This is a genomic window from Saccharothrix deserti (assembly GCF_009769385.1).
Lineage (GTDB): Bacteria > Actinomycetota > Actinomycetes > Mycobacteriales > Pseudonocardiaceae > Actinosynnema > Actinosynnema deserti.
Genome location: NZ_VKAB01000035.1, coordinates 36,368 through 59,265, shown reverse-complemented (window position 1 = coordinate 59,265; position 22,898 = coordinate 36,368). Strand labels below are relative to the sequence as shown.

The 22,898-nt window shown below is 71.2% G+C and carries 22 protein-coding genes and 1 pseudogene; 16 read left to right on the top strand and 7 right to left on the bottom strand.

The window, feature by feature from the left end; all coding sequences use genetic code 11:
- Positions 1-41 precede the first annotated feature (41 nt).
- The 4 genes from FM051_RS39300 to FM051_RS39285 are packed head-to-tail and all read left to right on the top strand — an operon-like array spanning position 42 to position 7,032.
- Positions 42-2,837 (top strand): helix-turn-helix transcriptional regulator, encoded by a 2,796-nt coding sequence (locus FM051_RS39300; protein WP_158852207.1) that lies wholly within the window; start codon positions 42-44, stop codon positions 2,835-2,837.
- A gap of 54 nt (positions 2,838-2,891) precedes the next feature.
- Positions 2,892-3,080, top strand: a complete 189-nt coding sequence (locus FM051_RS39295; RefSeq protein WP_158852206.1) for a hypothetical protein — start codon at positions 2,892-2,894, stop codon at positions 3,078-3,080.
- An 8-nt stretch (positions 3,081-3,088) separates the two neighbouring features.
- A complete protein-coding gene (locus FM051_RS39290) occupies positions 3,089-5,275 on the top strand; it encodes a molybdopterin oxidoreductase family protein (protein ID WP_158852205.1) in 2,187 nt (728 codons plus the stop codon).
- 11 nt (positions 5,276-5,286) lie between these two features.
- The gene (locus FM051_RS39285; protein ID WP_158852204.1) at positions 5,287-7,032 is read left to right on the top strand and encodes an AMP-dependent synthetase/ligase; all 1,746 of its coding nucleotides are present in this window, start codon (positions 5,287-5,289) and stop codon (positions 7,030-7,032) included.
- Here the strand turns inward: FM051_RS39285 and FM051_RS39280 are convergent.
- Together FM051_RS39280 and FM051_RS39275 are read right to left on the bottom strand one after the other, a co-directional pair.
- A complete protein-coding gene (locus FM051_RS39280; protein ID WP_158852203.1) occupies positions 7,023-7,208 on the bottom strand; it encodes a hypothetical protein in 186 nt (61 codons plus the stop codon). The genes FM051_RS39285 and FM051_RS39280 overlap by 10 nt on opposite strands.
- A 73-nt stretch (positions 7,209-7,281) precedes the next feature.
- Positions 7,282-8,106, bottom strand: coding sequence for an NAD(P)H-binding protein (locus tag FM051_RS39275; RefSeq protein WP_158852202.1), 825 nt, complete (start codon positions 8,104-8,106; stop codon positions 7,282-7,284).
- A 96-nt stretch (positions 8,107-8,202) separates the two neighbouring features.
- On the opposite strand from FM051_RS39275, the gene FM051_RS39270 reads away from it, so the two are divergent.
- The 4 genes from FM051_RS39270 (at position 8,203) to FM051_RS39260 (ending at position 11,234) form a co-directional block, all read left to right on the top strand.
- Complete coding sequence (locus FM051_RS39270; protein ID WP_158852201.1) at positions 8,203-8,595, top strand: winged helix-turn-helix transcriptional regulator; 393 nt, start codon at positions 8,203-8,205, stop codon at positions 8,593-8,595.
- Positions 8,596-8,867: 272 nt separating this feature from the next.
- A complete protein-coding gene (locus tag FM051_RS53405; RefSeq protein ID WP_274383862.1) occupies positions 8,868-9,002 on the top strand; it encodes a hypothetical protein in 135 nt (44 codons plus the stop codon).
- Between the two features lie 77 nt (positions 9,003-9,079).
- Positions 9,080-9,664 carry an ArsR/SmtB family transcription factor gene (locus tag FM051_RS39265; RefSeq protein ID WP_158852200.1) on the top strand — a complete coding sequence of 195 codons (585 nt, stop codon included), beginning with the start codon at positions 9,080-9,082 and terminating at the stop codon, positions 9,662-9,664.
- A 115-nt stretch (positions 9,665-9,779) separates the two neighbouring features.
- Positions 9,780-11,234, top strand: coding sequence for an alpha/beta hydrolase family protein (locus tag FM051_RS39260; RefSeq protein ID WP_238412971.1), 1,455 nt, complete (start codon positions 9,780-9,782; stop codon positions 11,232-11,234).
- Positions 11,235-11,291: 57 nt separating this feature from the next.
- Here the strand turns inward: FM051_RS39260 and FM051_RS39255 are convergent, their stop codons facing one another.
- Entirely contained in the window at positions 11,292-11,573 is a 282-nt protein-coding gene (locus FM051_RS39255; RefSeq protein ID WP_238412970.1) for a hypothetical protein, read from the bottom strand.
- Positions 11,574-11,907: 334 nt separating this feature from the next.
- Between FM051_RS39255 and FM051_RS39250 the strand changes: the two are divergent.
- Positions 11,908-13,026, top strand: a pseudogene (locus FM051_RS39250) (PQQ-dependent sugar dehydrogenase); the annotation flags it as partial.
- Positions 13,027-13,112: 86 nt separating this feature from the next.
- On the opposite strand, the gene FM051_RS39245 reads toward FM051_RS39250, so the two are convergent.
- The gene (locus FM051_RS39245; protein WP_158852198.1) at positions 13,113-13,775 is read right to left on the bottom strand and encodes a GntR family transcriptional regulator; all 663 of its coding nucleotides are present in this window, start codon (positions 13,773-13,775) and stop codon (positions 13,113-13,115) included.
- A 232-nt stretch (positions 13,776-14,007) separates the two neighbouring features.
- Here FM051_RS39245 and FM051_RS39240 point away from each other — a divergent pair, with 232 nt between their 5' ends.
- The 4 genes from FM051_RS39240 to FM051_RS39225 all read left to right on the top strand — a co-directional run bounded on the left by FM051_RS39240 (position 14,008) and on the right by FM051_RS39225 (position 16,940).
- A complete protein-coding gene (locus FM051_RS39240; RefSeq protein WP_158852197.1) occupies positions 14,008-14,601 on the top strand; it encodes a hypothetical protein in 594 nt (197 codons plus the stop codon).
- 104 nt (positions 14,602-14,705) lie between these two features.
- On the top strand, positions 14,706-15,614 hold the full coding sequence (locus FM051_RS39235) for a DUF1996 domain-containing protein (RefSeq protein ID WP_158852196.1): 909 nt from the start codon (positions 14,706-14,708) through the stop codon (positions 15,612-15,614).
- Positions 15,615-15,693: 79 nt separating this feature from the next.
- On the top strand, positions 15,694-16,245 hold the full coding sequence (locus FM051_RS39230) for a sigma-70 family RNA polymerase sigma factor (RefSeq protein WP_158852195.1): 552 nt from the start codon (positions 15,694-15,696) through the stop codon (positions 16,243-16,245).
- On the top strand, positions 16,242-16,940 hold the full coding sequence (locus FM051_RS39225) for an anti-sigma factor family protein (protein ID WP_158852194.1): 699 nt from the start codon (positions 16,242-16,244) through the stop codon (positions 16,938-16,940). The genes FM051_RS39230 and FM051_RS39225 overlap by 4 nt, the downstream gene beginning before the upstream one ends.
- A 129-nt stretch (positions 16,941-17,069) precedes the next feature.
- Here FM051_RS39225 and FM051_RS39220 read toward each other — a convergent pair whose 3' ends face one another.
- The gene (locus FM051_RS39220; RefSeq protein WP_158852193.1) at positions 17,070-17,813 is read right to left on the bottom strand and encodes an SDR family oxidoreductase; all 744 of its coding nucleotides are present in this window, start codon (positions 17,811-17,813) and stop codon (positions 17,070-17,072) included.
- 128 nt (positions 17,814-17,941) lie between these two features.
- Here FM051_RS39220 and FM051_RS39215 point away from each other — a divergent pair, with 128 nt between their 5' ends.
- Positions 17,942-18,523 carry a TetR/AcrR family transcriptional regulator gene (locus FM051_RS39215; protein WP_158852192.1) on the top strand — a complete coding sequence of 194 codons (582 nt, stop codon included), beginning with the start codon at positions 17,942-17,944 and terminating at the stop codon, positions 18,521-18,523.
- A gap of 106 nt (positions 18,524-18,629) precedes the next feature.
- Here FM051_RS39215 and FM051_RS39210 read toward each other — a convergent pair whose 3' ends face one another.
- Positions 18,630-19,586, bottom strand: coding sequence for a zinc-binding dehydrogenase (locus FM051_RS39210; RefSeq protein ID WP_158852191.1), 957 nt, complete (start codon positions 19,584-19,586; stop codon positions 18,630-18,632).
- A 749-nt stretch (positions 19,587-20,335) separates the two neighbouring features.
- On the opposite strand from FM051_RS39210, the gene FM051_RS39205 reads away from it, so the two are divergent.
- Entirely contained in the window at positions 20,336-21,076 is a 741-nt protein-coding gene (locus tag FM051_RS39205; RefSeq protein ID WP_158852190.1) for a DUF4383 domain-containing protein, read from the top strand.
- Positions 21,077-21,149: 73 nt separating this feature from the next.
- On the opposite strand, the gene FM051_RS39200 is transcribed toward FM051_RS39205, so the two are convergent.
- On the bottom strand, positions 21,150-22,094 hold the full coding sequence (locus FM051_RS39200) for an aldo/keto reductase (protein ID WP_158852189.1): 945 nt from the start codon (positions 22,092-22,094) through the stop codon (positions 21,150-21,152).
- Between the two features lie 67 nt (positions 22,095-22,161).
- Between FM051_RS39200 and FM051_RS39195 the strand changes: the two genes are divergently transcribed.
- Positions 22,162-22,818 (top strand): M50 family metallopeptidase, encoded by a 657-nt coding sequence (locus FM051_RS39195; protein WP_158852188.1) that lies wholly within the window; start codon positions 22,162-22,164, stop codon positions 22,816-22,818.
- Positions 22,819-22,898: the final 80 nt, after the last annotated feature.

The window sequence follows — 22,898 nt, the reverse complement described above, 5'->3', positions numbered from 1 at the left end:
GATCGGTAGGGTGAGTCACCCCAACGACGGGAGGTCGCCTTTTGCCCTCCTCTTTCGGCAGGAGCTTCTTCGGCACCGGCTTCTTCGGCCGGGAAGACGAACTGGCGGCCGTGTTCGAGGCGGTCGACCGCGTGCCGGCTGCCGGGTTGGTGACCGTCGTGGTGTCCGGTGAGCCGGGGATCGGCAAGTCGAGCCTGCTGGCCGAGGCGTGCCGCCGGTTGCGCGACCGGGGTTGCGCGGTGGCGGCGGCCGAGTCGGACGACGTCAGCAGGCGCATCCCGTACGCGGCGGTGGCGACGGCACTGCGGCCCCACACCGACGCGCTCGACCTCACCGAGGTCCCCGACGCCACCTGGTTCGGCCGGTCCTGCGAACTGGTCGCCCGCGTGCTCACCGGCCTCACCGCCGAACGTCCCGCCGCACTCGTGCTGGACGACCTCGACCAGGTGGACGACGACTCGCTGGCCATGCTCGCCGTGGTGCTGCGCCGGGTCACCGCCGCGCCGCTGGTGCTGATCACCGCCGTCCGCGCGCACCACCACAACCCCGGTGTCGAGGAACTGCTGGACCGGCTCGAACGGCACGCCGAGGTGGTGCGCGTGCGACTGGCCCCGTTGAGCGGCGGTGACGTGGCGCGGATCGTGGAGACCGTGCTGGGCACGCCGGTGGACGACGGCTTGGCGCACGAGGTGCACCAGCGCGCGGACGGCAACCCGTTCTTCGCGGTGGAGATCGCCCGGTCGCTGCGCGAGCTGGACCTGGTGGCGGTGGACGGCAACCGGGCCCGGCTGACGGTGTCACCGTCGGCGATCCGGCTGACCAGGCGGGAAGCCGTGCTGCGCCGGGTCGCGCCGCTGGACCGGGACACCAGGGCGGTCGCCCGCGCGGTGTCGATCTTCCGGCGGGTGCGGCTCGACCAGATCGGGCTGCTCGCCCGGGTGTCGTCGCTGCCCGAGCACACCGTGGTGGACGCGTTCGACGAGTTGCTGCGCGCGCACATCGTGGTCCGCGACGAAGATCGCGGCTACCGGTTCTCGCACGCCCTGGTCGGCGAGGCGCTGTACCAGGAGATCGGCCCCGCCCAACGCCGTCACCTGCACAGCCTGATCAGCGCCCGGCTGCTGGACGACCGCTCGCGCGGCCTGGCCGTGGACGAGATGGAGCTGGCCTGGCACCTGGCCGAGTCCGCGCCGCCCGGTGACCTGCGCGCCGTCCGGGTGATGGCCCAGGCCGCCGCCGCCAACCGCACCACCGCGCCGGAGACGGCGGCGGCGTTGTGCGCGCGGGCGTTGGAACTGCTGCCGGTGGCCGCGCCGGAACGGGCCGGGCTGCTGGCCTCGCAGTGCCGGGCGCTGGCGCACGCGTCCCGACCGGCCGCCGCGATCGCGCCCGGCCTGGCCGCCCTCGACGCCCTGCCGCCCGGCCCGGAACGGTCGCGGTGCGCGGTCGTCGTGCTGACCAGCCTGTTCCTCGTCGGCCGGCTCGCCGAGGCGTTGCGCCTGGCCGACGCGGAGGTGCCGGTGGAGGTGCCGGCCGAGGGGAAAGCAGCCGAGGGGAAGGCACATGCCGACGGCGCACCGGCCGCGTTGCACGCGCAGCGCGCGCTGTTGCTGGTGTTCGCCGGACGTCACGCCGAAGCCCTGGCCGCCGCCGACCGGATCGAGGCCATGCCGTTCACGTCCGCCGCCGAGGGCGTGGTGGTGTTCGACCGGTTGGCCGTGATCACGTCGATGCTGTTCCGGCACGACAAGACGGTGGACTACGCCAACCGCTCCCTGCGTTCGGCCGCCGGTCAGCCGATGCTGGAGTTGCAGGCGCTGGCCGTCGGCGCGTCGACCGGTGCCCTCGCGGGCCTGGTGCACGACGCGTCGTGGCGGCTGCGGCGGGCGGAGGAGCTGCGGGAACGGACGGGCGGCCACGCGTTCCGCGGTGAGTTGGAGATGGCGCGGGTGGCGCTGGACTGGTTCGGCGGCGCGTGGGAGGCGTGCCTGGAGCGCGTCGGTCGGGCCGCTGCCGAGCTGGAGTCGCGGCAGGAGCTGATGATGCTGGACGGCCTGCGCGCGATCGAACTGGAGGTGCGGACGTGGCGCGGCGAGCTGGACATCGCCGCCCGCCTGGCCGCGCTCGACCCGCCGACCAGCCCGAACATGTCCCGCCTGCACGCCTTGGCGATGGCCGGCTACCTGGCCGCGCGCGGTGACGCGGAGGGCGCCCGGACCACCCTGGTCGAGGCCGTGGACGACGACGGCATGACCGCGTACAGCTGCGTGCTGCTGGGTCGCCTGATCGAGTTGGACTTGGCACACGGTCGGGTGGAAGAGGCGCGGCAGACCGTGAAGCACCTGCACGTCGTGTCGGCGGATCGGGTGGCGCCGTGGACCCGCACGACCGTCCGCCGGGTGACCGGTCTGGCCGAGCGGGACGCCGTCGTGCTGCGCGAGGCCGTGCGCGAAGCCGAGACGGGCGGCCTGGTGTTCGAGAAGGCACGGGCGCAGCTGGCGCTCGGTCTGGTCGACCGCGCCGCCGTGCCCGAACTCCTGGAAGCGTATGCAGTATTCCAAAAACTGGGCGCCCACGGCCTGCGCCGCCAGACCGGCGGCCGGCTGAGAGAGTTGGGCGCGAAGGTGCCGCGCGCTCGCGCCAAAGCGCCGGGTGTGCTCACCGAGGCGGAGGAGAACGTCGCCCGACTGGTGCAACAAGGCATGCGCAACCGAGACATCGCCGCAGCTCTGCACTACAGCCCGCGCACGATCGAGGTCTACCTGTCCCGCATCTACGCCAAGCTGCACGTGTCCTCGCGCCTGGAACTGGCCCGCGTCCTGGACGGGCGCGCTTAGTTGTCGTGGACTCCGCACTACCGACCGGTAACCCGGCCGTGTTGCCTCGGTGACGTGGAGGTCGTCGCGGACGCCGGGCACCGGGAGCGCTTGACGGTCCGGCTCGGCGCGGACATCGCAGTCGACCCGTCCGCCCCCGGTGTGGCTCGGCAGAGGATGGTGGTCGCCGCGTTGAGCGAGTCGACCGGCCCGACCTCCGCCGGGCGTCCGCGACCAGTCGCGTTGGCCCGAACCGTCGTTTGAGGAGTCGTATGCGCACCGCCTACACGACCTGCCCGCTGTGCGAGGCCACCTGCGGCCTGGAGCTGACCGTCGAAGACGACCGGATCACGGGCGTCCGGGGTGACCGGCAGGACACGTTCAGCGGCGGGTTCCTGTGCCCGAAGGGGGCCTCGCTCGGCGCGCTGGACGCCGACCCCGACCGCCTGCGCACACCCCTCGCACGCCGGGGCGGCGAGTTCGAACCCGTGTCGTGGGACGAGGCGTTCACCCTGGTCGACCAGCGGTTGAACGAGATCATCGCCGAGCACGGCCGGGACGCGGTCGGCATGTACCTGGGCAACCCGACCGTGCACTCGCTGGCCGGCGGCCTGTACGCGGGCGGGCTGCGCAGGGCGTTGGGCTCGCGCAACGTCTTCACCGCCTCCACCGTCGACCAGATGCCCAAGCACGTGTCCTCCGGCCTGCTCTACGGCGGCATCTTCACCATCCCGGTGCCCGACATCGACCGCACCGACTTCCTCCTGCTCCTGGGCGCGGACCCGTTCTCCTCCAACGGCAGCCTGTGGACGGTGCCGGACGCGCCGGGCCGGCTCAAGGCACTCCGGAAGCGCGGCGGGTCGTTCGTCGTGGTCGACCCCCGCCGCAGCCGCACCGCCGCGGCCGCCGACCGGCACCTGCCGATCGTGCCCGGCACGGACGTGTTCCTGCTGCTGGCCATGGTGAACGAGCTGTTCGCCGCATCCCTGGTCGACCTCGGCGAACTCGCGCCGCACGTCGCGGGTGTGGACGAGGTGCGCAAGCTGAGCGAACCGTTCACCCCGGAGGCGGTGGCCTCGCGGTGCGGCATCGACGCGGACGAGATCCGAGCCCTGACGCACCGGCTGGCAAAAGCACCCCGCGCCGCCGTCTACGGGCGGATCGGCACCACGACGGTCGAGTTCGGCACGGTCGCCAGCTGGCTGGTCGACGTGCTGAACATCCTCACCGGCAACCTGGACCGGCCCGGCGGCGCGATGTTCCCGCTGCCGGCCCACGTCCGACGCGGCACCGGCACCGGCAAGGGCTTCACCACCGGCCGCTGGCACAGCCGGGTGCGCGGCCTGCCCGAGGTGGCCGGCGAGTTCCCGGCGGTCACCCTGGCCGACGAGATCGAGACCCCCGGCCCCGGCCGGATCAGGGCGCTGGTGACGGTGGCGGGCAACCCCGCGCTGTCCCTGCCCAACTCGGCCCGCCTCGACGCCGCGCTGTCCACTGTGGACTTCATGGTGTCGGTCGACCCGTACCTCAACGAGACCACCCGGCACGCTGACGTGATCCTGCCCCCACCGCCGCCCGGCAGGCGCGCCCACTACGACATCGCGTTCCTCTCGTTCGCGGTGCGCAACGTGGCCAAGTACTCCCGCCCCGCCGTGCCGCTCGCGCCGGGCGAGCTGGACGAGGGCGACATCCTGCTGCGGCTGACCGGGATCTTCGCCGGCCTCGGCCCCGCCGCCGACCTCGACGCGCTGGTCGGCCTGCCAGGCGGGACGGAGGCAGAGACGTACACCCGCGAGGAACGGCTGCTGGACGCGCGCCTGCGGTCCGGCCCGTACGGACTGTCGGTGGAGGCCCTGCTCGACCAGCCGCACGGCGTCGACCTCGGCCCTCTGACCAGTCGCGTGCCGGAGATCCTGCGCACCCCCTCCGGCCGGGTCGAGCTGTGCCCCGACCCGATCGCCGCCGACGTGCCCCGCGTGCTGGAAGCCTTGCGCACGCCGACCGACGGCCTGGTCCTGGTCGGCCGCCGCCACCTGCGGTCGAACAACTCGTGGCTGCACAACGTGCCGGCGCTGGTGAAGGGCAAGCCGCTGTGCACCCTGCTGGTCAACCCGGCCGACGCCGCACGCCTGGGCCTGCAGGACGGCTGCGCGGCCCGCGTCACCTCACGCGTCGGTGAGGTCGAGGCGACCGTCGAGATCACCGCCGACATGGCCGCCGGCGTGGTCAGCCTGCCGCACGGCTGGGGCCACGACCGGCCGGGCACCCGCCTCACCACCGCCCAGGCGCACCCCGGCGTCAACGTCAACCTGCTCACCGACGACCTCGCGCTGGACCCGCTCTCCGGCACCGCCGTGCTCAACGGCGTCCGCGTGCACGTCACCCCGGCCCAGCCCACCCCGTCCACCCCGGCCCAGCCCACCCCGCCGGCCGGGCAAACGCAACCCGCGGCCCAGTGAGGAGCACCGCCATGCCCGTGACCACGGCGCGCGTCATCGCCGACCTGCCCTTCGTGGCCGCCCAGGTGCACGACGACCGGGTGGCGTGGCGCCACCAGCGTGACGGGCAGTGGCACGACCTGACGTTCACCGACGTCGCCGAGTGGGTCATGGAACTGGCCTCCGGCCTGGTGCACCTGGGCGTCGAGCCGGGCGACCGGGTGTGCGTGCTGTCGGAGACCCGGCCCGAGTGGTCGGCGGTGGAGCTGGCGGTGCTCGCGGCGGGCGGCGTGGTGGTGCCGATCTACCCGTCCAGCGCGCCGGAGGAGTGCGCGTGGATCATCGGCGACTCCGGCGCGGTGGTCCTGATCGCGGAAACCTCCGAGCAACGCGCCGAGGTCTCCGGGATCCGCGACCAGGTGCCCGCGCTGCGGGACGTCATCGTCATCGAGGACGGCGGCCTGGCCGAACTCCGGTCGCAAGGCCGCACGTCACCGCTACCGGGCGAGCTGGACGACCGCCGCGCCGCGATCGACCCCGACGACCCGACCGTCATCATCTACACCTCGGGCACCACCGGCCCGCCCAAGGGCTGCGTGCTGACCAACCGGAACTGGCTCACCATGTGCCGGCTCACCGAGGAGCTGTCGTACGTCGTGCGGGACGACGTGGTGTACCTGTTCCTGCCGCTGGCGCACGTGTTCGCGCAGATCGTGCTGCTGTCCGGGATCTTCACCGGGGCCGCGGTCGCCTTCTACGGCGGCGACACGTCGAAGATCGTGCCGGAGCTGTCCCAAGTGCGGCCGACGTTCCTCCCGTCCGTGCCCCGGATCTTCGAGAAGATCTACACCGTCGCCACGGCGAGCGTGCCGGAAGACCAGCTGCGCCAAGCCGTCCGGGTCGGCTTGGCCGTCCGCGAGCTCCAGGCCGCCGGGCAACCCCTGCCCGCCGACCTGGCCGCCGCGTTCGACCAGGTGGACCCGGTCTTCGCCAGAGTCCGGGCGATCTTCGGCGGCAGGCTCCGCCAGGCCCTGTCCGGCGCGGCGCCCATCTCGGTCGAGGTGCTGGAGTTCTTCACGGCCGCCGGCGTGCCCGTGCTGGAGGGTTACGGCATGAGCGAGTCGACGGGCGTCGGCACGGTCAACACGTTGGCGCGGCACAAGCTCGGCTCGGTCGGCACGTACGGCATGTCGGGCCTCCAGCTGAAGGTCGCCGAGGACGGCGAGATCCTGATGAACGGCCCGCACGTGTTCGCCGGCTACTGGAACAACCCCGCCGCCACCGCCGAAGTCCTCACCGACGGCTGGCTGCACACGGGTGACCTCGGCGTGATCGACGACGACGGCTTCCTCACCATCACCGGCCGCAAGAAGGACATCATCATCACCGCCGGCGGCAAGAACATCGCCCCCGCCAACGTCGAGAACCAACTCCGCCAGTCCCGCTGGATCTCGCACGCCGTCGTCTACGGCGACCGCAAGCCGTACCTGGTCGCCCTCATCACCCTGGACGAGGACGAGATCGTCCCGTGGGCCACCGCCCAGGGCCTACCGACGGACCTGCCCACCCTCGCCCGGACGCCGGAAGTCCAAGCCCTGGTCCAAGGCGTGGTCGACGAGGCCAACTCCCACTTCGCCCACGTCTCGCAGGTCAAGCGCTTCACCGTGCTGGACCGCGACCTGAGCCAGGAGGACGGCGAGCTGACCCCGACGTTGAAGGTCAAGCGCAGGGTCGTGCACACCACGCACGCCGAGCGGTACGACGGGCTCTACCGCTGAACCGGCCCGGTGGCCCGCGCCCGTGCCCGCGCCCGCCGCAGGCGCGGGCCACCCTCGACGTCCGCCCGCAGGTCGTGCTCGTCCGGCCACGCGGCGATGGTCGCGGCGATCGCGGCGGGTTGGTCGTCCGGCGTGTGATGACCGGCGACCCCGTGCCCCGCGATCTCCAGGCTCACGACGTTCGCGGCGCACCAGTGGAGTCGAGGACGTGTGCGACAGGCATGGCGTTTCCCCCTGTCTTCGGCCGGGTCACTTGAACGCGGCGACGTTGCGCGCCGCCCACTCGGCGAAGGTGCCCGCCGGACGGCCGAGGACCCGCTCCACGTCCGGGCTCACCCGCTGCTCGTCGGACGACGGCGTGCCGAGGATACCGAGGGTGGCCTCCACGACCGGCTCGGGCATGTACTGCACCATCTGCGCACGCGCCTCTTCGCGGCTCTGCTCGACGAACCGCACCGGCTCGCCCAACGCGTCCCCGATCGCCGCGGCCTGCTGCCGGGGTGAGATCGGCTCCGGCCCGGTCAGCGTGTAGACGGCGCCGCCGTGGCCTGGCTCGCGCAGCGCGACGGCGGCGACCTCGGCGATGTCGTCCGGGTCGACGGCCGGCAGCGCGACGGCCCCGAACGGTGCCGTGACCACCCGTTGTGCGCGGACCGAATCGGCCCAGTGGAGCGTGTTGGAGTCGAAGTTGCCCGGCCGCAGCACCGTCCACTCCAGACCGGACTGCTTGACGGCGTCCTCCAGGTCCGAGGGGTGGCGTCGCGTGCCCACGCCCTGGGAGGACAGCAACACGACCCGTCGGACGCCGACCGCCCGCACGACGGTCACGACGTCCTCGATGTTGCCGTTCGCCAGGAACTCGGCGGAGGTCAGCAGGAACAGCGCTTCGGCTCCGTCGAGGGCGGGCTTCAGGCTTTCCGGCTCCACCAGGTCGGCCCGCACGTGCCGCACGCCCGCGGGCACGTCCGCCGCCGAGATCCTCCGCGACACGGCGGTTACCTGCTCACCGCCCGCGACGAGCGCCCGCACCAGCGTCCGCCCGATGTTCCCCGTCGCACCGGTCACCACGATCATGATCACTCCCTTGCCCGAGTTCCAAGTACTCGGAGGAAGCTACTGTCCCCGGTATAGTAGGTACCTAGAGGAAAGTAATGGTGGAAGGGGCTCATCGTGACCGGTACCACATCCCGGGCGGAGGTCAGCCCGGAGCAGGCGTGCCCCATCGCCCCGGTGGTCGACATCGTCTTCAGCCGCTGGACCACCCCGATCCTGTGGGCGCTCAACGAGTACGGGCGCCAGCGGTTCGTGGAACTGGCCCGCCGCATCACCACGATCACGCCCAAGGTGCTGACCCAGCGCCTGCGGCAACTGGAACGCGACGGCCTGGTGGTCCGCACCTACCACGCCGAAGTCCCACCACGGGTGGAGTACGAGATCAGCGACCTGGGCCGCAGCCTGTCGCCACTGTTCGCGTCACTCTCCGAGTGGTCGGTCAACCTGGACAAGGTCGAACAGGCCCGCCTCGCCTACGACGCCAGGCAACCACCCTCCGCTCGACGCTGAAGCTGAAGCTCAAGCGAGCGGCGGCGCGTGCTGCCAACCGGGTCCTCGTGTGATCGGATCCAGGGTCGTGGACCCGGACCACGTGCGGTGGCAGGTGTCGCCTCTGTCGTGGTGCGGGTGCCGGTGTCGGCATCCGATGGGCAAGTCGGATCGAGGAGGTCGGGCGGTGGACCGGACGGCGTTGGACGCGCTCGCGGCCGGCATGGGGGAGCGCGCCGATCTCGGGCGTGAGCAGGTGTTCAAGGAACTCCGGGAACGCCGCGATGTCGCCGATGGAGTCCGTCTACGTCGCGTCGCGCGTCCTCGGCATCTCCAGGTCGGAGGCGAAGGCGGCCATCTTCGCGAGCGCCGCGTGGCGTGACCGGCGCGAGGACTGGGAGCGGCTTCACGCCGAACTCGAAACCTGACTCGATGACCGACGCCACTCGCCCGGGATGATCTCGACCGAGTTGCAAAGGTGTCTTTGCAACGGTAGCTTTGCATCATGGTCGCACCACGGGAGATCTCTGACGTCGACGAGTTGCGGACGCTCGCGCACCCGTTGCGCCAACGGATCCTGCGGCACCTGGCGCAGCACGGTCCGGCGACGGCCAGCATCCTGGGCAAGGCACTGGGGGAGAGCAGTGGCGCCACCAGCTACCACCTCCGGATGCTGGCCAAGCACGCCTTCGTCGAGGAGGTGCCCGAGCGGGCCCACGGTCGGGAACGGTGGTGGCGGGCGCCGGTGCAGGACCTCCGCTCGCCCCGCGCACCGGAGGACCCGGAGATGCGGGCCCTCGTCGAGCAGCTGAACCAGCTCAAACTGGCCGCCGATCAGGAACTGTTCGCCGGTTTCCTGGCCCGACGGGCGGAACTGGGGGAGTGGGCGGACGCGCTGCCGTACTCCCGCGGCTCGATCCGCGTGACCCTCGCCGAACTGCACGAGTTCTTCGACGAGTACATGGCGTTGCTCAAGCGCTACCAACGACCGGTGGAGGAAGCACCCGCGGACGCCCGGCTCGTCGCCGCCCGCTTCTTCGCCTTCCCGGTCCCCGACCCCGGCGCACCACAGCCGGACGACCGCACCTGAAAAGCCCTGGGCCGCCGAGCTGGCACTCGACGGCCCAGGAAGACGGAAGTCGCAGCACCACGCCGAAACCGGCGTGTCCTCGTACGCACGAACCTCCTCGGGAAGGAGAGCACCTGTGCTCCCCGAACGCAACTCGTCGATTCGCCATGCCCTCGAACGACTGCTCGTGGCGATAATCGCGACAGCCGCGACCACCGGCCTCGCAGCGCTGTCACCGATGCCGTTCGCCCAAGCCGCACCCGCCACCGCCACCGTCGCCACCACCGCACCAACCGGCTTGACCGAGCAGGACGTCACCTTCTCGAGCGGTGACCTGACCCTGCACGGCACCGTGATCGCCCCGGCCGACACCTCGGACACACGGCGGCCCGGCATGGTGATGGTGCACGGCTCCGGCCGCGTGTCGAGGGAGGGCTACCGGGAGGAGGCGGAGTCCTTCGCGCGTTCCGGCATCGTGACGCTGATCTACGACAAGCGCCCGAAGCAGTCCAAGTCCGACGTCGATTTCACACTGCTGGCGGACGACGCGCTGGCCGGGTTGCGGGCGCTTCGGGCCAACGCGGGCGTGGACCCCGCCCGGACCGGCCTCTGGGGTGTCAGCGAGGGCGGCTGGGTCGCGCCGCTGGCCGCGTCCAAGTCCCCCGACGTGGCGTTCGTGGTCACCGTCGGCGCGCCCGGCGTGTCGCCCGAGCGCCAGCAGTCGTGGAACCTCGCCAACCGGCTCGCCGCCGCCGGGGTGTCCGGCTCCCTGGTGGACACCGTCTCGCGCACCACGCTCGGCCTCCTCGTCGGCGCGGGCCTGTTCCCCGAGTCCGGCTACGACCCGGCGCCGGTGCTGGAACGGATCAACCGGCCGGTGCTCGGGCTGTGGGGCGATCTCGACCGGGTGATCCCGGGAGCCGAGAGCATGCGCACCTTCCAGGAGGCGTTCGACCGGGCCGGCAACAGCCACTACACCCTGCGGGCCGTCCCCGGCGCCGATCACACGATGCGCCGTTCGCCGGACGGCTACCAGAAGTCCGACGAGATCTCCCCGGCCTACCTGGAGCAGGTCGCGTCCTGGGTCGACGGGCTCGCCGCGGGACCACCGGCCGCGAGTGCGGGCGCACCGTCGCAGCAGGAGCGGCAGAGCACGCCGGTCGAGCCGGGATCACCCCGGGTGCAGGTCGCCGCCTTCGTGGTGCTGCTGTCGGCGTTCGCCGCATACGGGTTGAGCGCGCCGGCCCAGCGGTTGCGCGGGCGTCGCGGCGTCCCACCGGTCCGACGTCCGGCGCGCTGGCTCGCGACGACCGGCCTGCTGAGCGTGGCGGGGCTGCTCGGTTACCTCGGCTACCTCGCGTCCAGCGGCGCGAAGAACCTCGGCCCGGTGGTGCTGGGCCGGCCGGTGCCGTGGCTGGTGCTGCAGTTCCTCGCGCTGGGCGTCGTGGCCGCCACCGTGGCCACGGCCGTGGTGTCGTGGCGGGCCAGGTCCGACCTCTCCGGGGTGCACCGAGTGCGTCTCGGCCTCCTGGTCGCCGGTGGCGTGGTGTTCGTGCCCTGGGCACTGCACTGGGGTCTGCTGCTGCCGTAACCGCGGGCTAGTCCGGGTCCTTCGGGTCCTTGTCGCCCACGATGTAGGGCAGTCCCATCAGGAACGTGCGGCCGGGCCCGAGTTCGCGGGCACGGCGTACTGGAACTTCCCGGGGTTGGCCTTCACCCGGGCCGGCAGCTCGTCGATCATGCCCTGCGTCGACCGCAGGTTCCCGGCCACGTCCAGCACGTTCAGCTCCACCGGCGCGGACGGCTTGTCGGGCACCGAGCTGTACGTCGGCGCGGCGGGACCACCGGTCGGCGCACCGCAGGCGGCCACCACCAGCACCGCGGGTAAGAGCACGGCGGGCAAGCCGAACCGCGTCGTCGTCGAGCGCATTCGCTCCCCTCCCGACGGGCGGTCCGCACACAACACCCGGTGAGTCCGAACGTCGAACGGATCGGGGAGTGTCCGAACGCCGAACCAATTGAGAGCGCCACTGGACGTTACTGGGGAAAGCCCTTACCGTTTGCGTACCAGGACGATGACTGCACGTGACCGGCTCGGGGGTCGACAAGTTGCGCAAGCGCAGACCCTGATCCCGAAGCGGGCGGATCACATCGTCCTGTCGACCTGCCTTCGCCGCGGGTCGGACCCTCCGCCGCCACACCGCCGCACCCACACCGCCGCACCCTTCCCCCTCCGTTCGGGGGAGTCGCCAACGATTGTGGAGGCTTCTGTGGCACCACGTACCCGGCGCTTGTCGACCGTGCTCGGCACGCTCGCCACCGCGCTCGTGGTGGCCGCGCCCGCGAGCGCGGCCCCTGTTGTGTCGTCCCGAGGAGAACCCGCGTCCGGCTACCAGATCGGAGCGGTGACGCAACTGGCCACCGACACCGACGTGCCGTGGGGTCTTGACTTCCTGCCCGACGGTTCGGGTGTCTACGCCCGCCGCGACGCGTTCAACATCGTCAAGCTGTCCCCGTCCGGGGTGAAGACCAACCTGGGCACGGTGCCGGGCGTCGCGGGCACCGGAGGCGAAGGCGGCCTGCTGGGCCTTGAGGTGTCGCCGAACTTCGCGTCGGACAACTACCTGTACATCTACCACACCTCCGCGAACGACAACCGGATCGTGCGGATGAAGGTGCAGAACAACGCCCTGGTCCCGAGTTCGCACCAGGTCCTGCTCAGCGGCATCCCCCGCAACCGCTACCACAACGGCGGCCGGCTGCGGTTCGGCCCGGACGGCAAGCTGTACGCGGGCACCGGCGACGCGCAGAACGCGAACTGGGCGCAGGACCGGAACAACTTCGGCGGCAAGGTGCTGCGGCTCAACGCCGACGGCTCCGCGCCGACCGACAACCCGTTCTACGGCAACGGCGGCAACGCCCGGTACGTCTGGACCTACGGCCACCGCAACGTGCAGGGCCTGGCGTTCGACGGCCAGGGCAGGCTGTGGCAGGCCGAACTGGGCAACACCGTGATGGACGAGCTGAACCTGTCCGAGAAGGGCGGCAACTACGGCTGGCCCGCGTGCGAGGGCACGTCCGGCACCTGCTCCGGCTACATCGCGCCGAAGCGGACGTGGAGCACCGCCAGCGCCTCGCCCAGCGGTATCGCCATCGTCGGCAACGCCCTGTTCGTCGCCGCGCTGCGCGCCACCAGGTTCTACGAGTTGACGATCAGCGGCACGTCGGTCGGCTCGCAGCAGACGCACTTCCAGGGCACGTACGGCCGGCTGCGCACGGTCGAACCCGCACCGGACGGCACCCTGTGGCTGACCACCAGCAACGGCGACGGCGACAGCACGCCGAACAACTCCAACCGCATCCTGAGGGTGCAACTGAACTGAGAGGGCTGACCTGAAAGGGCTGAACTGAGAGGTCGCCGCCGAACCGAGCGCACGAGGTGGTCCCCACCAGGACCGCCTCGTGCCGTTCAGCGCCCGTCGAAGCGGACCTCCCCGACCAGGTGCGCCGTCTTGAACGCGGCGGCGAACGAGGTGATGTGCCCGCGCAGCAACTCGGCGGCACGGTCGGCGTCACGGGCCTCCGCCGCGTCCAGGATCGCCACGTGCTCGGCCGTCTCCGCCGCCCACGTCGCCCGCAGCCGCCACCCCGTCGCCGAGATCAACGCGCCCCGGTCGCCCAGCCCGTCCAGCACGTCAACCAACAGCGGGTTGCCGCACTCGTAGTACAGACCCCGGTGGAACCGGCGGTTCGCCGCGCTCCGCACCGCGCTGTCCTCGGTGTCGGCCTCGTTCAGCGCGTCCCGCGCGACGAAGAAGTCCACCTCGCGCCGCACCGACCGGGCCAGCGCCTCCGGCTCCAGCAACGCCCGCAGGTCGTACACCGAGCGCACCAGCTCGGCGTCCACCGCCCGCACCACCGCGCCCTTGTAGTTGCTGATCGTGACCAGGCCGGATCCGGCGAGCAGCTTCAACGCCTCGCGCACGGGCGTCTTCGACACCCCGAAACCCTCCGCCAGATCGGCCTCGACCAGCGGATACCCCGGCGGGAACCGTCCACTGAGGATCTCGTCCCGGATCGTGTCGCGGACGAAGTCGGTCCTGGATTTCGGAGCGGGCCTTTCGTACATCATATACGAGAGGCTACTTCCCAAACATCACCACCACGTTGAACCGAACGTCCCACGGGTCCGTGTCAGGGGTGCCAGTCACCAGTCCAGCCACCAGTCCGGTCGCCAGCAGAAGGGCACCCGCCGATGCCGTCCACCCGCCGCACCACCAGCGACGACCGCCGCCGCAACCCCTCGCCGCTCGGCAACCGTCCGAGCGCGAGCTGAACGACGAGCGCGAGCTGAACGAGAAGAGATGCACGATCCGATCCTCGAACGCACACTGCGCCAGGTCCGCACCGAGAAGGCGCGCGACCGGAAACGCCGCGGTGGCGTCGTCACGGCGGTGAGCACCGCGCTCGCCGCCGCGGTGTTGGCCGGTGGTGTCTACCTCGGCCGGCACAGCGTGTCCGGGGAACGGGTCCTGGTCGCCACCACGGCGACCGGTGTCCGGATGACCGCCACCCTCACGCCCGCCGACGGCTGGGTGCGGCTGCGCGCGGTCGTGGACGGGATCGACGCCGGTGAGAAGTGCCAGCTCGTCGTCACGGACCTGCGCGGCAGGCGTTACGTGGCGGGCGGTTGGGTCGCCTCACGGCCGGGTGACTCACGGCCGGGTGACTCACGGCTGGGTGATTCACAGCTGGGTGACTCACGGCTGGGTGACTCACGGCTGGGTGACTCACGGCTGGGTGACTCACGGCTGGGTGACTCACGGCTGGGTGGCACCGCCCTCGCGGGCGCGGCCATGGTCGACCTGGACGAACTCGCCACGATCAGCGTGGTGACCGTCGAAGGCCGCGTCCTGGTCACCGCCACCCCGTACGACACCGCCACTCGGACACGCTGAATCACCCGTTCGGGGCAAGTCGGACGGCGCGTTCGCGCGGTGGGCCGTCTCAGCGGGGCGGCGGGCCGGTGCCCGGTCGGGGGTGTCCGAATAAGCTGTCGTGCGTGAGGTGGGCGCCCCTGTTGCTGTTACTCGTGTTGGTCGCCGGCTGCGCGGACAGCCGGACGGTGGCCATCGACGAGGTGCCGGTGGCGGTGGAGGCGGTGGTCACCACCCAGGACGCGTCCACCGGCACGTTCACCGTCGACTGCGGGCGCAACGAATCGCGCCACCTCAACGCGGACAACATGGTCATCGCACCAGGTCAGCCGTTCGGCGCGCACCACACGCACGAGTACGTCGGCAACCTGGGCACGAACGCCCTGTCCACCGAGGAGTCGCTGGCCGCCGCCGCGACCACGTGCGCGGCGGGCGACCCGTCCACCTACTACTGGCCCGTGCTGCGGCTGACCGACCGGACCGGGCACGACGCGCACCAGCCCGGCGGCGGGGTGCACGGCAACACCGGTGAGGTGCTGCCGCCGTCGAGCGTGAGCATCACGTTCACCGGCAGCACGGTCAGCGAGGTCGTGCCGATGCCGCGGTTCCTGCGCATGATCACCGGCGACCCGGCGGCGCTGAACACCGGGCGCGGGCGGGCGCGGTGGAGCTGCACCGGGTTCGAGGACCGGCACACCGACCGCTATCCCGAGTGCGCGCCCGGCAGCAAGGTGCTGCGCACGTTCGACTTCCCCAGCTGCTGGGACGGCCGCAACACCGACAGCCCGAGCCACCGGGCGCACGTCGAGTTCCCCGAGTCCAACGGGGTGTGCCGGAAGGGGACGTTCCCGGTGCCGAAGCTGCGCGTCCGGGTCGCCTACGACGTGCCCGCCGGGCGGCCGTACGCCATCGACAGCTTCCCCGAGCAGCTGCGCGACCCGCGCACCGATCACGGGATGTTCGTCAACGTCATGCCCGACGCGCTGATGGACCGCGTCACGACCTGCCTGAACACCGGCCAGACCTGCTCCTAGGAACTTTCTCGCGCCAACGGTGAACCGAACGCGTCCGGCGTCCGTGTCCGTGGCGAGAGTTGACGAGAGGAGTGGGTGGATGGCGGCTCTGTGGTCCCGGAAACGGGAGGCCGCGGCCGATGAGGCACTGATCCGATCCCTCTACGAGGAGCACGGTCGGGCGCTGCTCGCCTATGCGACGCGGTTGACCGGTGATCGGGCGGCGGCCGAGGACGTCGTCCAGGAAACCCTCGTGCGCGCTTGGCGGCACCCGGACGCCCTGGTGAACGGCAAGGGCTCGGTCCGCGGCTGGCTGCTCACGGTGGCGCGCAACATCGTCACGGACCGGATCAGGGCGAAGGCGGCCCGGCCCCAGGAGGTGGCCGAGACACCGACGACCCCGCCGGTGGAACGCGACCACGCCGATTCGGTGGTGGATTCGATGGTGGTGCTCGAAGCCCTGGACCGGTTGTCGTCCGATCACCGCGACGTGCTGATGGAGATCTACTTCAACGGTCGGAGCGTGACCGAGGCGGCCGCGGCGTTGGGCGTGCCTCCGGGAACGGTGAAATCGAGATCGCACTACGCGCTGCGGGCGTTGAGAGAGACGTTCGTCGGACAACAGGTCGCGCTGAAGGGGGTGGCCGGATGACCACGAACCACGATCCACAACTGCTCGGCGCCTACGTGCTGGGCGTGCTCGACGCGCGGGAGGTGCGTGCCGTGGAGGACCACTTGGCGTCCTGTGCGCGGTGCAGCGCCGAGTTGGCCGAGCTGCGGGCGATGGAAGAAGCCATGGGCGACGTTCCGCCCGAGGCGCTGCTCGACGGCCCACCCGAGGGCGGTGACCTGCTGTTGCAGCGCACTTTGCGGCAGGTGCGGTCCGAACGCGCCGGTCAGGTGCGTCGTCGTCAGGTCGGCATGGGGTTGGTGGCGGCGGCCGTGGCCGCGGTCGTGCTGGGCGGTGGTTTCGCGGTCGGCCGGGGCACCGCGCCGGAGGTGGGCTTCGCGCAGACGTCGACGCCGCCCGCGCCGCCCGCCGGGACCATGCTCGGCTCGGCCACCGACCCGGAGACCGGTGCGCGGATGACCGTGCAGGTCAAACCGGCGGCCGGGTGGGTGCGGGTGAACGCGTCCGTCGCCGGTATCGCGGAGAACGAGAAGTGCAAGCTGTTCGTCGTCGCCAAGGACGGCAGCAGGCAGGAAGCGGGCAGTTGGCTGGTCTCGTCGGCCGGTGAGAAGGACGGCACCAACCTCGACGGCTCGGCGCTCATCGCGCCCGAGGACGTCGCGGCGATCGAGGTGCGCAACTTCGAGGGCGAGCAGATCGTCACCGTGCCCGTGTAGGTCACCGTGCCCGTGTAGGACCGTGGCCTGTCCGAGGGGGAAGCCCCCGTGCGCTCACCGCGCGCGGGGGCCTTCGACTGTTCGGGGCCTGTGAACGTCGTCGGGGCTTGATTCGCGGCCGGAGCGGGGTCACACGTTGGCGAGCATGGCCAGGATGTCGTCGTAGGTGCCGTTGGCTTCCGCGTAGCGCACGAACTTGGCGCGCTCCACGATGATCTCCTTGGCGTCGGGCTGGGTGCTCAGGAGGGTCATGGTCTCGGTGAGGAAGTCGTCCAGCGGCATGGAGTTCTCGTCGTTCTCCTGCCCCATCAAGGCCGTCCGCACGGCCGGCGGGGCGAGTTCGATCACCTGGACAGGGGTGTCGGCGAGTTGCACGCGCAGGCTCTCGGTGAACGAGTGGAGGGCGGCCTTGGTCGCGTTGTAGGTGGGGGTGATCGGCAGCGGCACGAACGCGAGCGCGGAGGAGACGTTCATGACGACCGCGTCGTCCTTGTCCACCAGCAGCGGCAGGAAGGTGTAGGTCATCCGGATCGTGCCGAGCAGGTTGGTGGTGACGGTGCTCTCGGCGACGTCGAGAGAGCCGGGGTCGAGGAGGTCTTCCCGCAGCATGATCCCCGCGTTGTTGATCAGGACGTTCAGCTCCGGGTGGTCGGCCGCCACCTTTTCACCGACGCGCGCGATCGACGCGGGGTCGGCGACGTCGAGGAGGATCGTCTCGACGCCCGGGTGGTCGGTCGCGATCCGGTCGAGCAGTTCCTCGCGTCGGCCGGCGACGATCACCTTGTTGCCCGCCTCGTGGAAGCGCAGGGCCAGGCCGAGCCCGATGCCCGAGGTGCCGCCGGTGATCAGGATCGTGTTGCCGGTGGTCTTCATGCGGTGTTGTCCCCTTCGCGGCGGGGTAGAGTGGACCTAAGCGGACAACTGTCCGCCGGGTCCGAACGTACCGGACAGTTGTCCGCTTAGCAACGTCGGTCCGGCCGTGCGTTGGGAAGGGGGGAGTGGTGCCGGAGGAGAAGGACGCGCCTCAGCGCTCGGACGCCGTGCAGAACCGCGAGCGCATCCTGGAAGTGGCGCTGGCGGAGCTGACCCGCTCGGCCGACGTCCCGTTGAGCGCGATCGCGAAGAAGGCGGGTGTCGGGCAGGGCACGTTCTACCGCAACTTCCCCAACCGCGAGACCCTGGTGCTGGAGGTCTACCGCTACGAGATGCAGCAGGTCGCCGACGCCGCGACCCAGCTGCTCCGGACCCGGCCGCCCGACCAGGCCCTGCGGGAGTGGATGGACCGGCTCGCCCAGTACGCCATCGCCAAGGCAGGTCTGGCCGACGCGATGCGCCAGGCCGTCGGCACGTCGGGCGGCCCGGCGAAACCGGGGTACGCCACGATCATCGAGGCGGCCGAACTCCTGCTCCGCGCGGGTGAGGAGGCGGGGGTCATCCGGCCGGGAGTGACCGCGGACGACTTCTTCCTCGCCACCGCCGGCCTCTGGCAGATCGATTCCCAGGGGGACTGGAAACCTCGCCTCACCCGGCTCCTGGACCTCGTCATGGACGGGCTGCGCGCAGGAGCCCCCGGACCGCGCTGACCGTGCTGACCGCGCTGACCGCGCCGACACGGCGATCCGGGGCAGCGCGTCTGTCCGAGGTGAAGCCCCCGTGCGGCATGGCATCACGCACGGGGGCTCGCTCTCGTCAGGGCTTGAGCACGACCTTGCCCACGGTGGCGCGGCCTTCCAGCGCGGTGTGCGCCTTGCCGGCCTCGCTGAGCCGGAACGTCGTGGTCAGCGGGATGAGGCGCTGGTCGGCGAGGGCGCGGAGGGACAGTTCCTCCAGCGTCCGCAGGTTCATGCCCTTCATCATCCGCGGCCCGACCGCCACCGACGCGGTGAGGCCGCGGCTGTAGAGGTCGGTGGTGTCGATGCGGGTGGGTTCGCCCGCCGACCAGCCGAACATGATGATCCGGCCGCCGATGCCCAGCAGCTCCAGGGCTTTGCGGCCGGGCTCGCCGCCGACGCCGTCGAGCACCACGGTCACCTCGCCGAGCCCGTCGGACCAGCCCGGCCGGGTGTAGTCGGCCACGACGTCCGCGCCCAGTTCGCGGACCAAGTCCAGCTTGGCCGTGCTCGCCACGCCGACCACCTTGGCCCCGATCGCCTTGGCCTCCTGCACGAACAACGCCCCCAACCCACCTGCGGCCGCCGTCACCAGCACCACGTCGTCCGCGGTGATCTCGGCGATCCGCAGTACACCGATGGCGGTGCGGCCGGTGCCGATCATGGCGACCGCCGCCTCGTCGGAGACGTGGTCGGGCAGTTCGTGCAGCGACGCCGCGTTGGCCACGGCGAGCTCCGCGTACCCGCCGCCGGCCTGCCCGAGGTGGGCGGTGACCCGCTTGCCCAGCCAACCCGGCTCGACCCCGTCACCGAGCTTGGTGACGACCCCCGCGACCTCCCGACCAGGCGTCATGGGCAACTCGGGCAACGGGAAGGGCCCACCGTGCTCACCCCGTCGGATCGACGTGTCGAGCAGGTGCACCCCCGCCGCCGACACCGTGATCCGCACCTGGCCGGGCCCCGGCTCCGGGTCGGGCATCTCCTCGTAGCGCAGCGTCTCGGCCGGACCGAACTCGTGCTGGCGGATGGCGTGCATCTCGTAATCCCCTCTGCTGTGGACGCCCGCCACGCTAGGAGTTCGAGTTAACTGGAGGTCAAGGGTCGAGCGATCTTGGTGTGACGGGTGAACTGCGCGGGCTCGGTCCGGCCCCCGCCGGTCGCGGTGGGGGGACCGGTCGTCGTCACTGTGCGAGGTCAAAAGCCGAGGAGGACTCGGTCATGCCCGGCGCGCGGTTCCGGCGGCACCTCTGCCGGCGCTACTCGATGGTGTGGACGGCCGGCCGCGCCAATTCGCATACACCATAAATGTTTTGACGACAACGGGTCGCCGGAGAGATAGTCGTACCGACACCGCGGTGGTGTTCTACTAGCTCGAAGGGGATCTTCGTGAACAGCAGGGAGACCGAGTGGAACGGCTCGGCCACGCGCCCGTCCGCTGACTGCGGCAAGCGCTCCTGACCTGCCCGTACGTCGGATCCGACGAGACGGCGCGGAATTATTCGAAAACCGTATCGACTGATTTGTCACGGTGATCGGCACGCATTTCGCGCAGTACGACGGCCCGACCTTCATGGGGTGGGTCGGGGCGGATAAACCCCGGCACGACGGGGGAGAGTGACTCCTGTCGGGAACGGGGGGCGGGTTCGTGCGCCCGTCCCCTACCTCCATTCGGCCTACAACGCGGGTCCGGGTCTCCCGGACCCGTTTGCCGTTCGAGTCGGGTGGGTAGTCGGTGGTCGTCCGGAGCCCGGTTGTCGGGCTCGTGGTCCTCAGTTGGAGGGCGAGATGACCCACCACTCGACCGTCGGTCGTGTCAAGGTCGCGGGTCTCCAGCCCGCCCAGGTGCTGGCAGGCCTGGTCGGCCTGGTCTTCCTCGCGTTGGGTGTGCTGGGCTTCGTGCGCACCGGGTTCGGTGACTTCGCGGGCGACCAGCACGCGATGCTGCTCGGGTTCGCGCTGAACCCGCTGCACAACGTGGTCCACCTGGTGTTCGGTGTGCTCGGCCTGCTCATGGCGAGCGGTTCCGGCCTGGCCCGGCTGTACGGCTGGATCCTGTTCATCGGCTACGGCGCGGTGCTGCTCTGGGGCCTGGCGCTGGCCGGCGTCTTCTCGACCAACCCGGTCGAACGCCTGGGCAACCCCTTGGCGCTCAACGTCAACGACAACTGGCTGCACCTCGGCCTCGCCGCCGTGGGTCTGCTGATCGCGGTGCTGCCCGCGCGGCGCAAGATCGTCGTGCCGGAGCCGGAGCCGGTGGTCGACCAGCGGACCGGGGAACCGGTCGTGGACCGGCGTGACGACCCGAAGCGCTACGAGCGGGACGCGAGCATCCGCGACCCGCGGGCGGACCCGGCGACCCAGGAGATGCCGACCCAGCGCGTCGACTCGCGGCACGACGATCCGCGTGACCCCGGCGCGCACCGCGACGACCGGATCGAGTCGATGGACCCGACCGTGAGCCCGCGGCCGGTCCAGCCGATCGACCCGGCCATCGCCGAACAGCACAAGGCGCGGTTCACGCGCTGACAGCGCAACGCGCCGACGGCACAAACCACAGCGGTGCACGGTCCGAAGTGGACTGTGCACCGCTGCTGCGTGTTCAGACCGCGGAGTTCATCCGCTGGACCTGGTCGTCGTCCAACTCGACCTCCAGCGCACCCAGCGTCTCCTCCAGTTGCGCCACCGTGCTGGCCCCCACCAGCGGGATGATGCCCTTGCGCAGCACCCACGCCAGCACGACCTGGTTGACCGTGGCGCCCAGCTCACCGGCCACCTCGTGCAGCACCGCCAACCGCCGAGTGGTGCCCGGGTGGTCGAAGTGCTCGTCCAACGGCTTGTCCCGGTACCGGCCGGCCAGCAGCGAGAAGTACGCCACCAGCGACACGTCCCCCTCGGCCGCCGCGTAGTCGAACAGCTCGTCGGTCATCTGCACGTGGCCGTTCTCCGGCAGCGTCACCCCCGGCCGCGGCTGGACGTAGCTGTACCGCTGCTGCACCGCCGTGTACAGCGGCCAGCCGTTGGCCCGCGACACCGCCCGCGCCCGCTCCAGCCGCCACGTGGCGTGGTTGCTCGCCCCGATCTCACGCACCGTGCCCGCCTCGGCCAGCGCGGCGAACCCGCCGAGCGTGTCCTCCAGCGTGACGCTGCGGTCCTCGACGTGGCTGTAGTAGAGGTCGATGTGGTCGATGCCCAACCTCTTCAGGCTCGCCTCGGCGGCACTGCGGATCGTCTCCCCGGACAGACCCTCGGCGTTCTCCAGGCCCGTGCCCGGCGTCCGCGGCCGGGCGCCCATCTTGGTGGCGACCACCACCTCGTCGCGGTTGCCCCGCGCGGCCAGCCAGCGGCCGACCATCTCCTCGCTCTCGTCGCCCGTGCCGCCGTCCCAGAACACGTAGTTGTTGGCCGTGTCCAGGAACGTGCCGCCCGCCTCGACGAAACGGTCCATGATCGCGAACGAGGTCTGTTCGTCCACGTACTTGCCGAACGGCAGCGTGCCCAGGGCCAGGGTGCTGACTTCCAGTGATCCGATGTGCTGTCGCCTCATGCCGGCAAGCCTGGGTGCTGGAGTGCGCTCCAGGTCAAGCCCCCGGCTCGTGGCATCCTGGACGGCGATGTCGACGATCACGAAGTGGGCTCCCGCCGTCCTGGCGCTGGTGTTGGTGGCCAGTCCCGGCGTGTGGCGGTACAGCAGGCACGTCATCACCATCGCGCACGAGGCCGGACACGCCCTCGTCGCGCTGCTCACCGGCCGCAGGCTGGAGGGCATCAAGCTGAACTCGGACACGTCCGGGGTCACGGTGTCGCGCGGACGGCCCACCGGGGTCGCCGTGGTGCTCATGTACTTCGCCGGGTACGTGACGCCGTCCCTGCTCGGCCTGGGCGCGGCGGCGCTGGTGACGGCCGAGCACGTCCGGCCGTTGCTGTGGGCGACGGTGGGGTTGCTCGCCGCGATGCTGATCATGATCCGCAACGCGTTCGGCGTGCTGTCGGTCGTGCTGACGGGCGCGGTGATGTTCACCGTGTCCTGGTACGCCACGGCCGAGTGGCAGGCGTCGTTCGCGCTGTTCGTGACGTGGTTCCTGCTGCTGGGCGGCGTCCGGCCGGTGGGGGAGTTGCAGGGCAGGCGGATGCGCGGACGCGCACCGCAGTCCGACGCCGACCAACTGGCCCGGATCACCCGCGTCCCCGGCCTGGTGTGGGTGTTCCTGTTCGCCGCCGTGACGGTCGGCACGCTCCTGCTGGGCGGCCGGATGCTCCTGCCGCTCTAGCCCCTGTGCCGCTCCGGCGCTGTGCTGCTCCGGCGCTGTGCCGCTCCGGCGCTGGGCGGCTTTAGCCCGGGGTAGGTCCG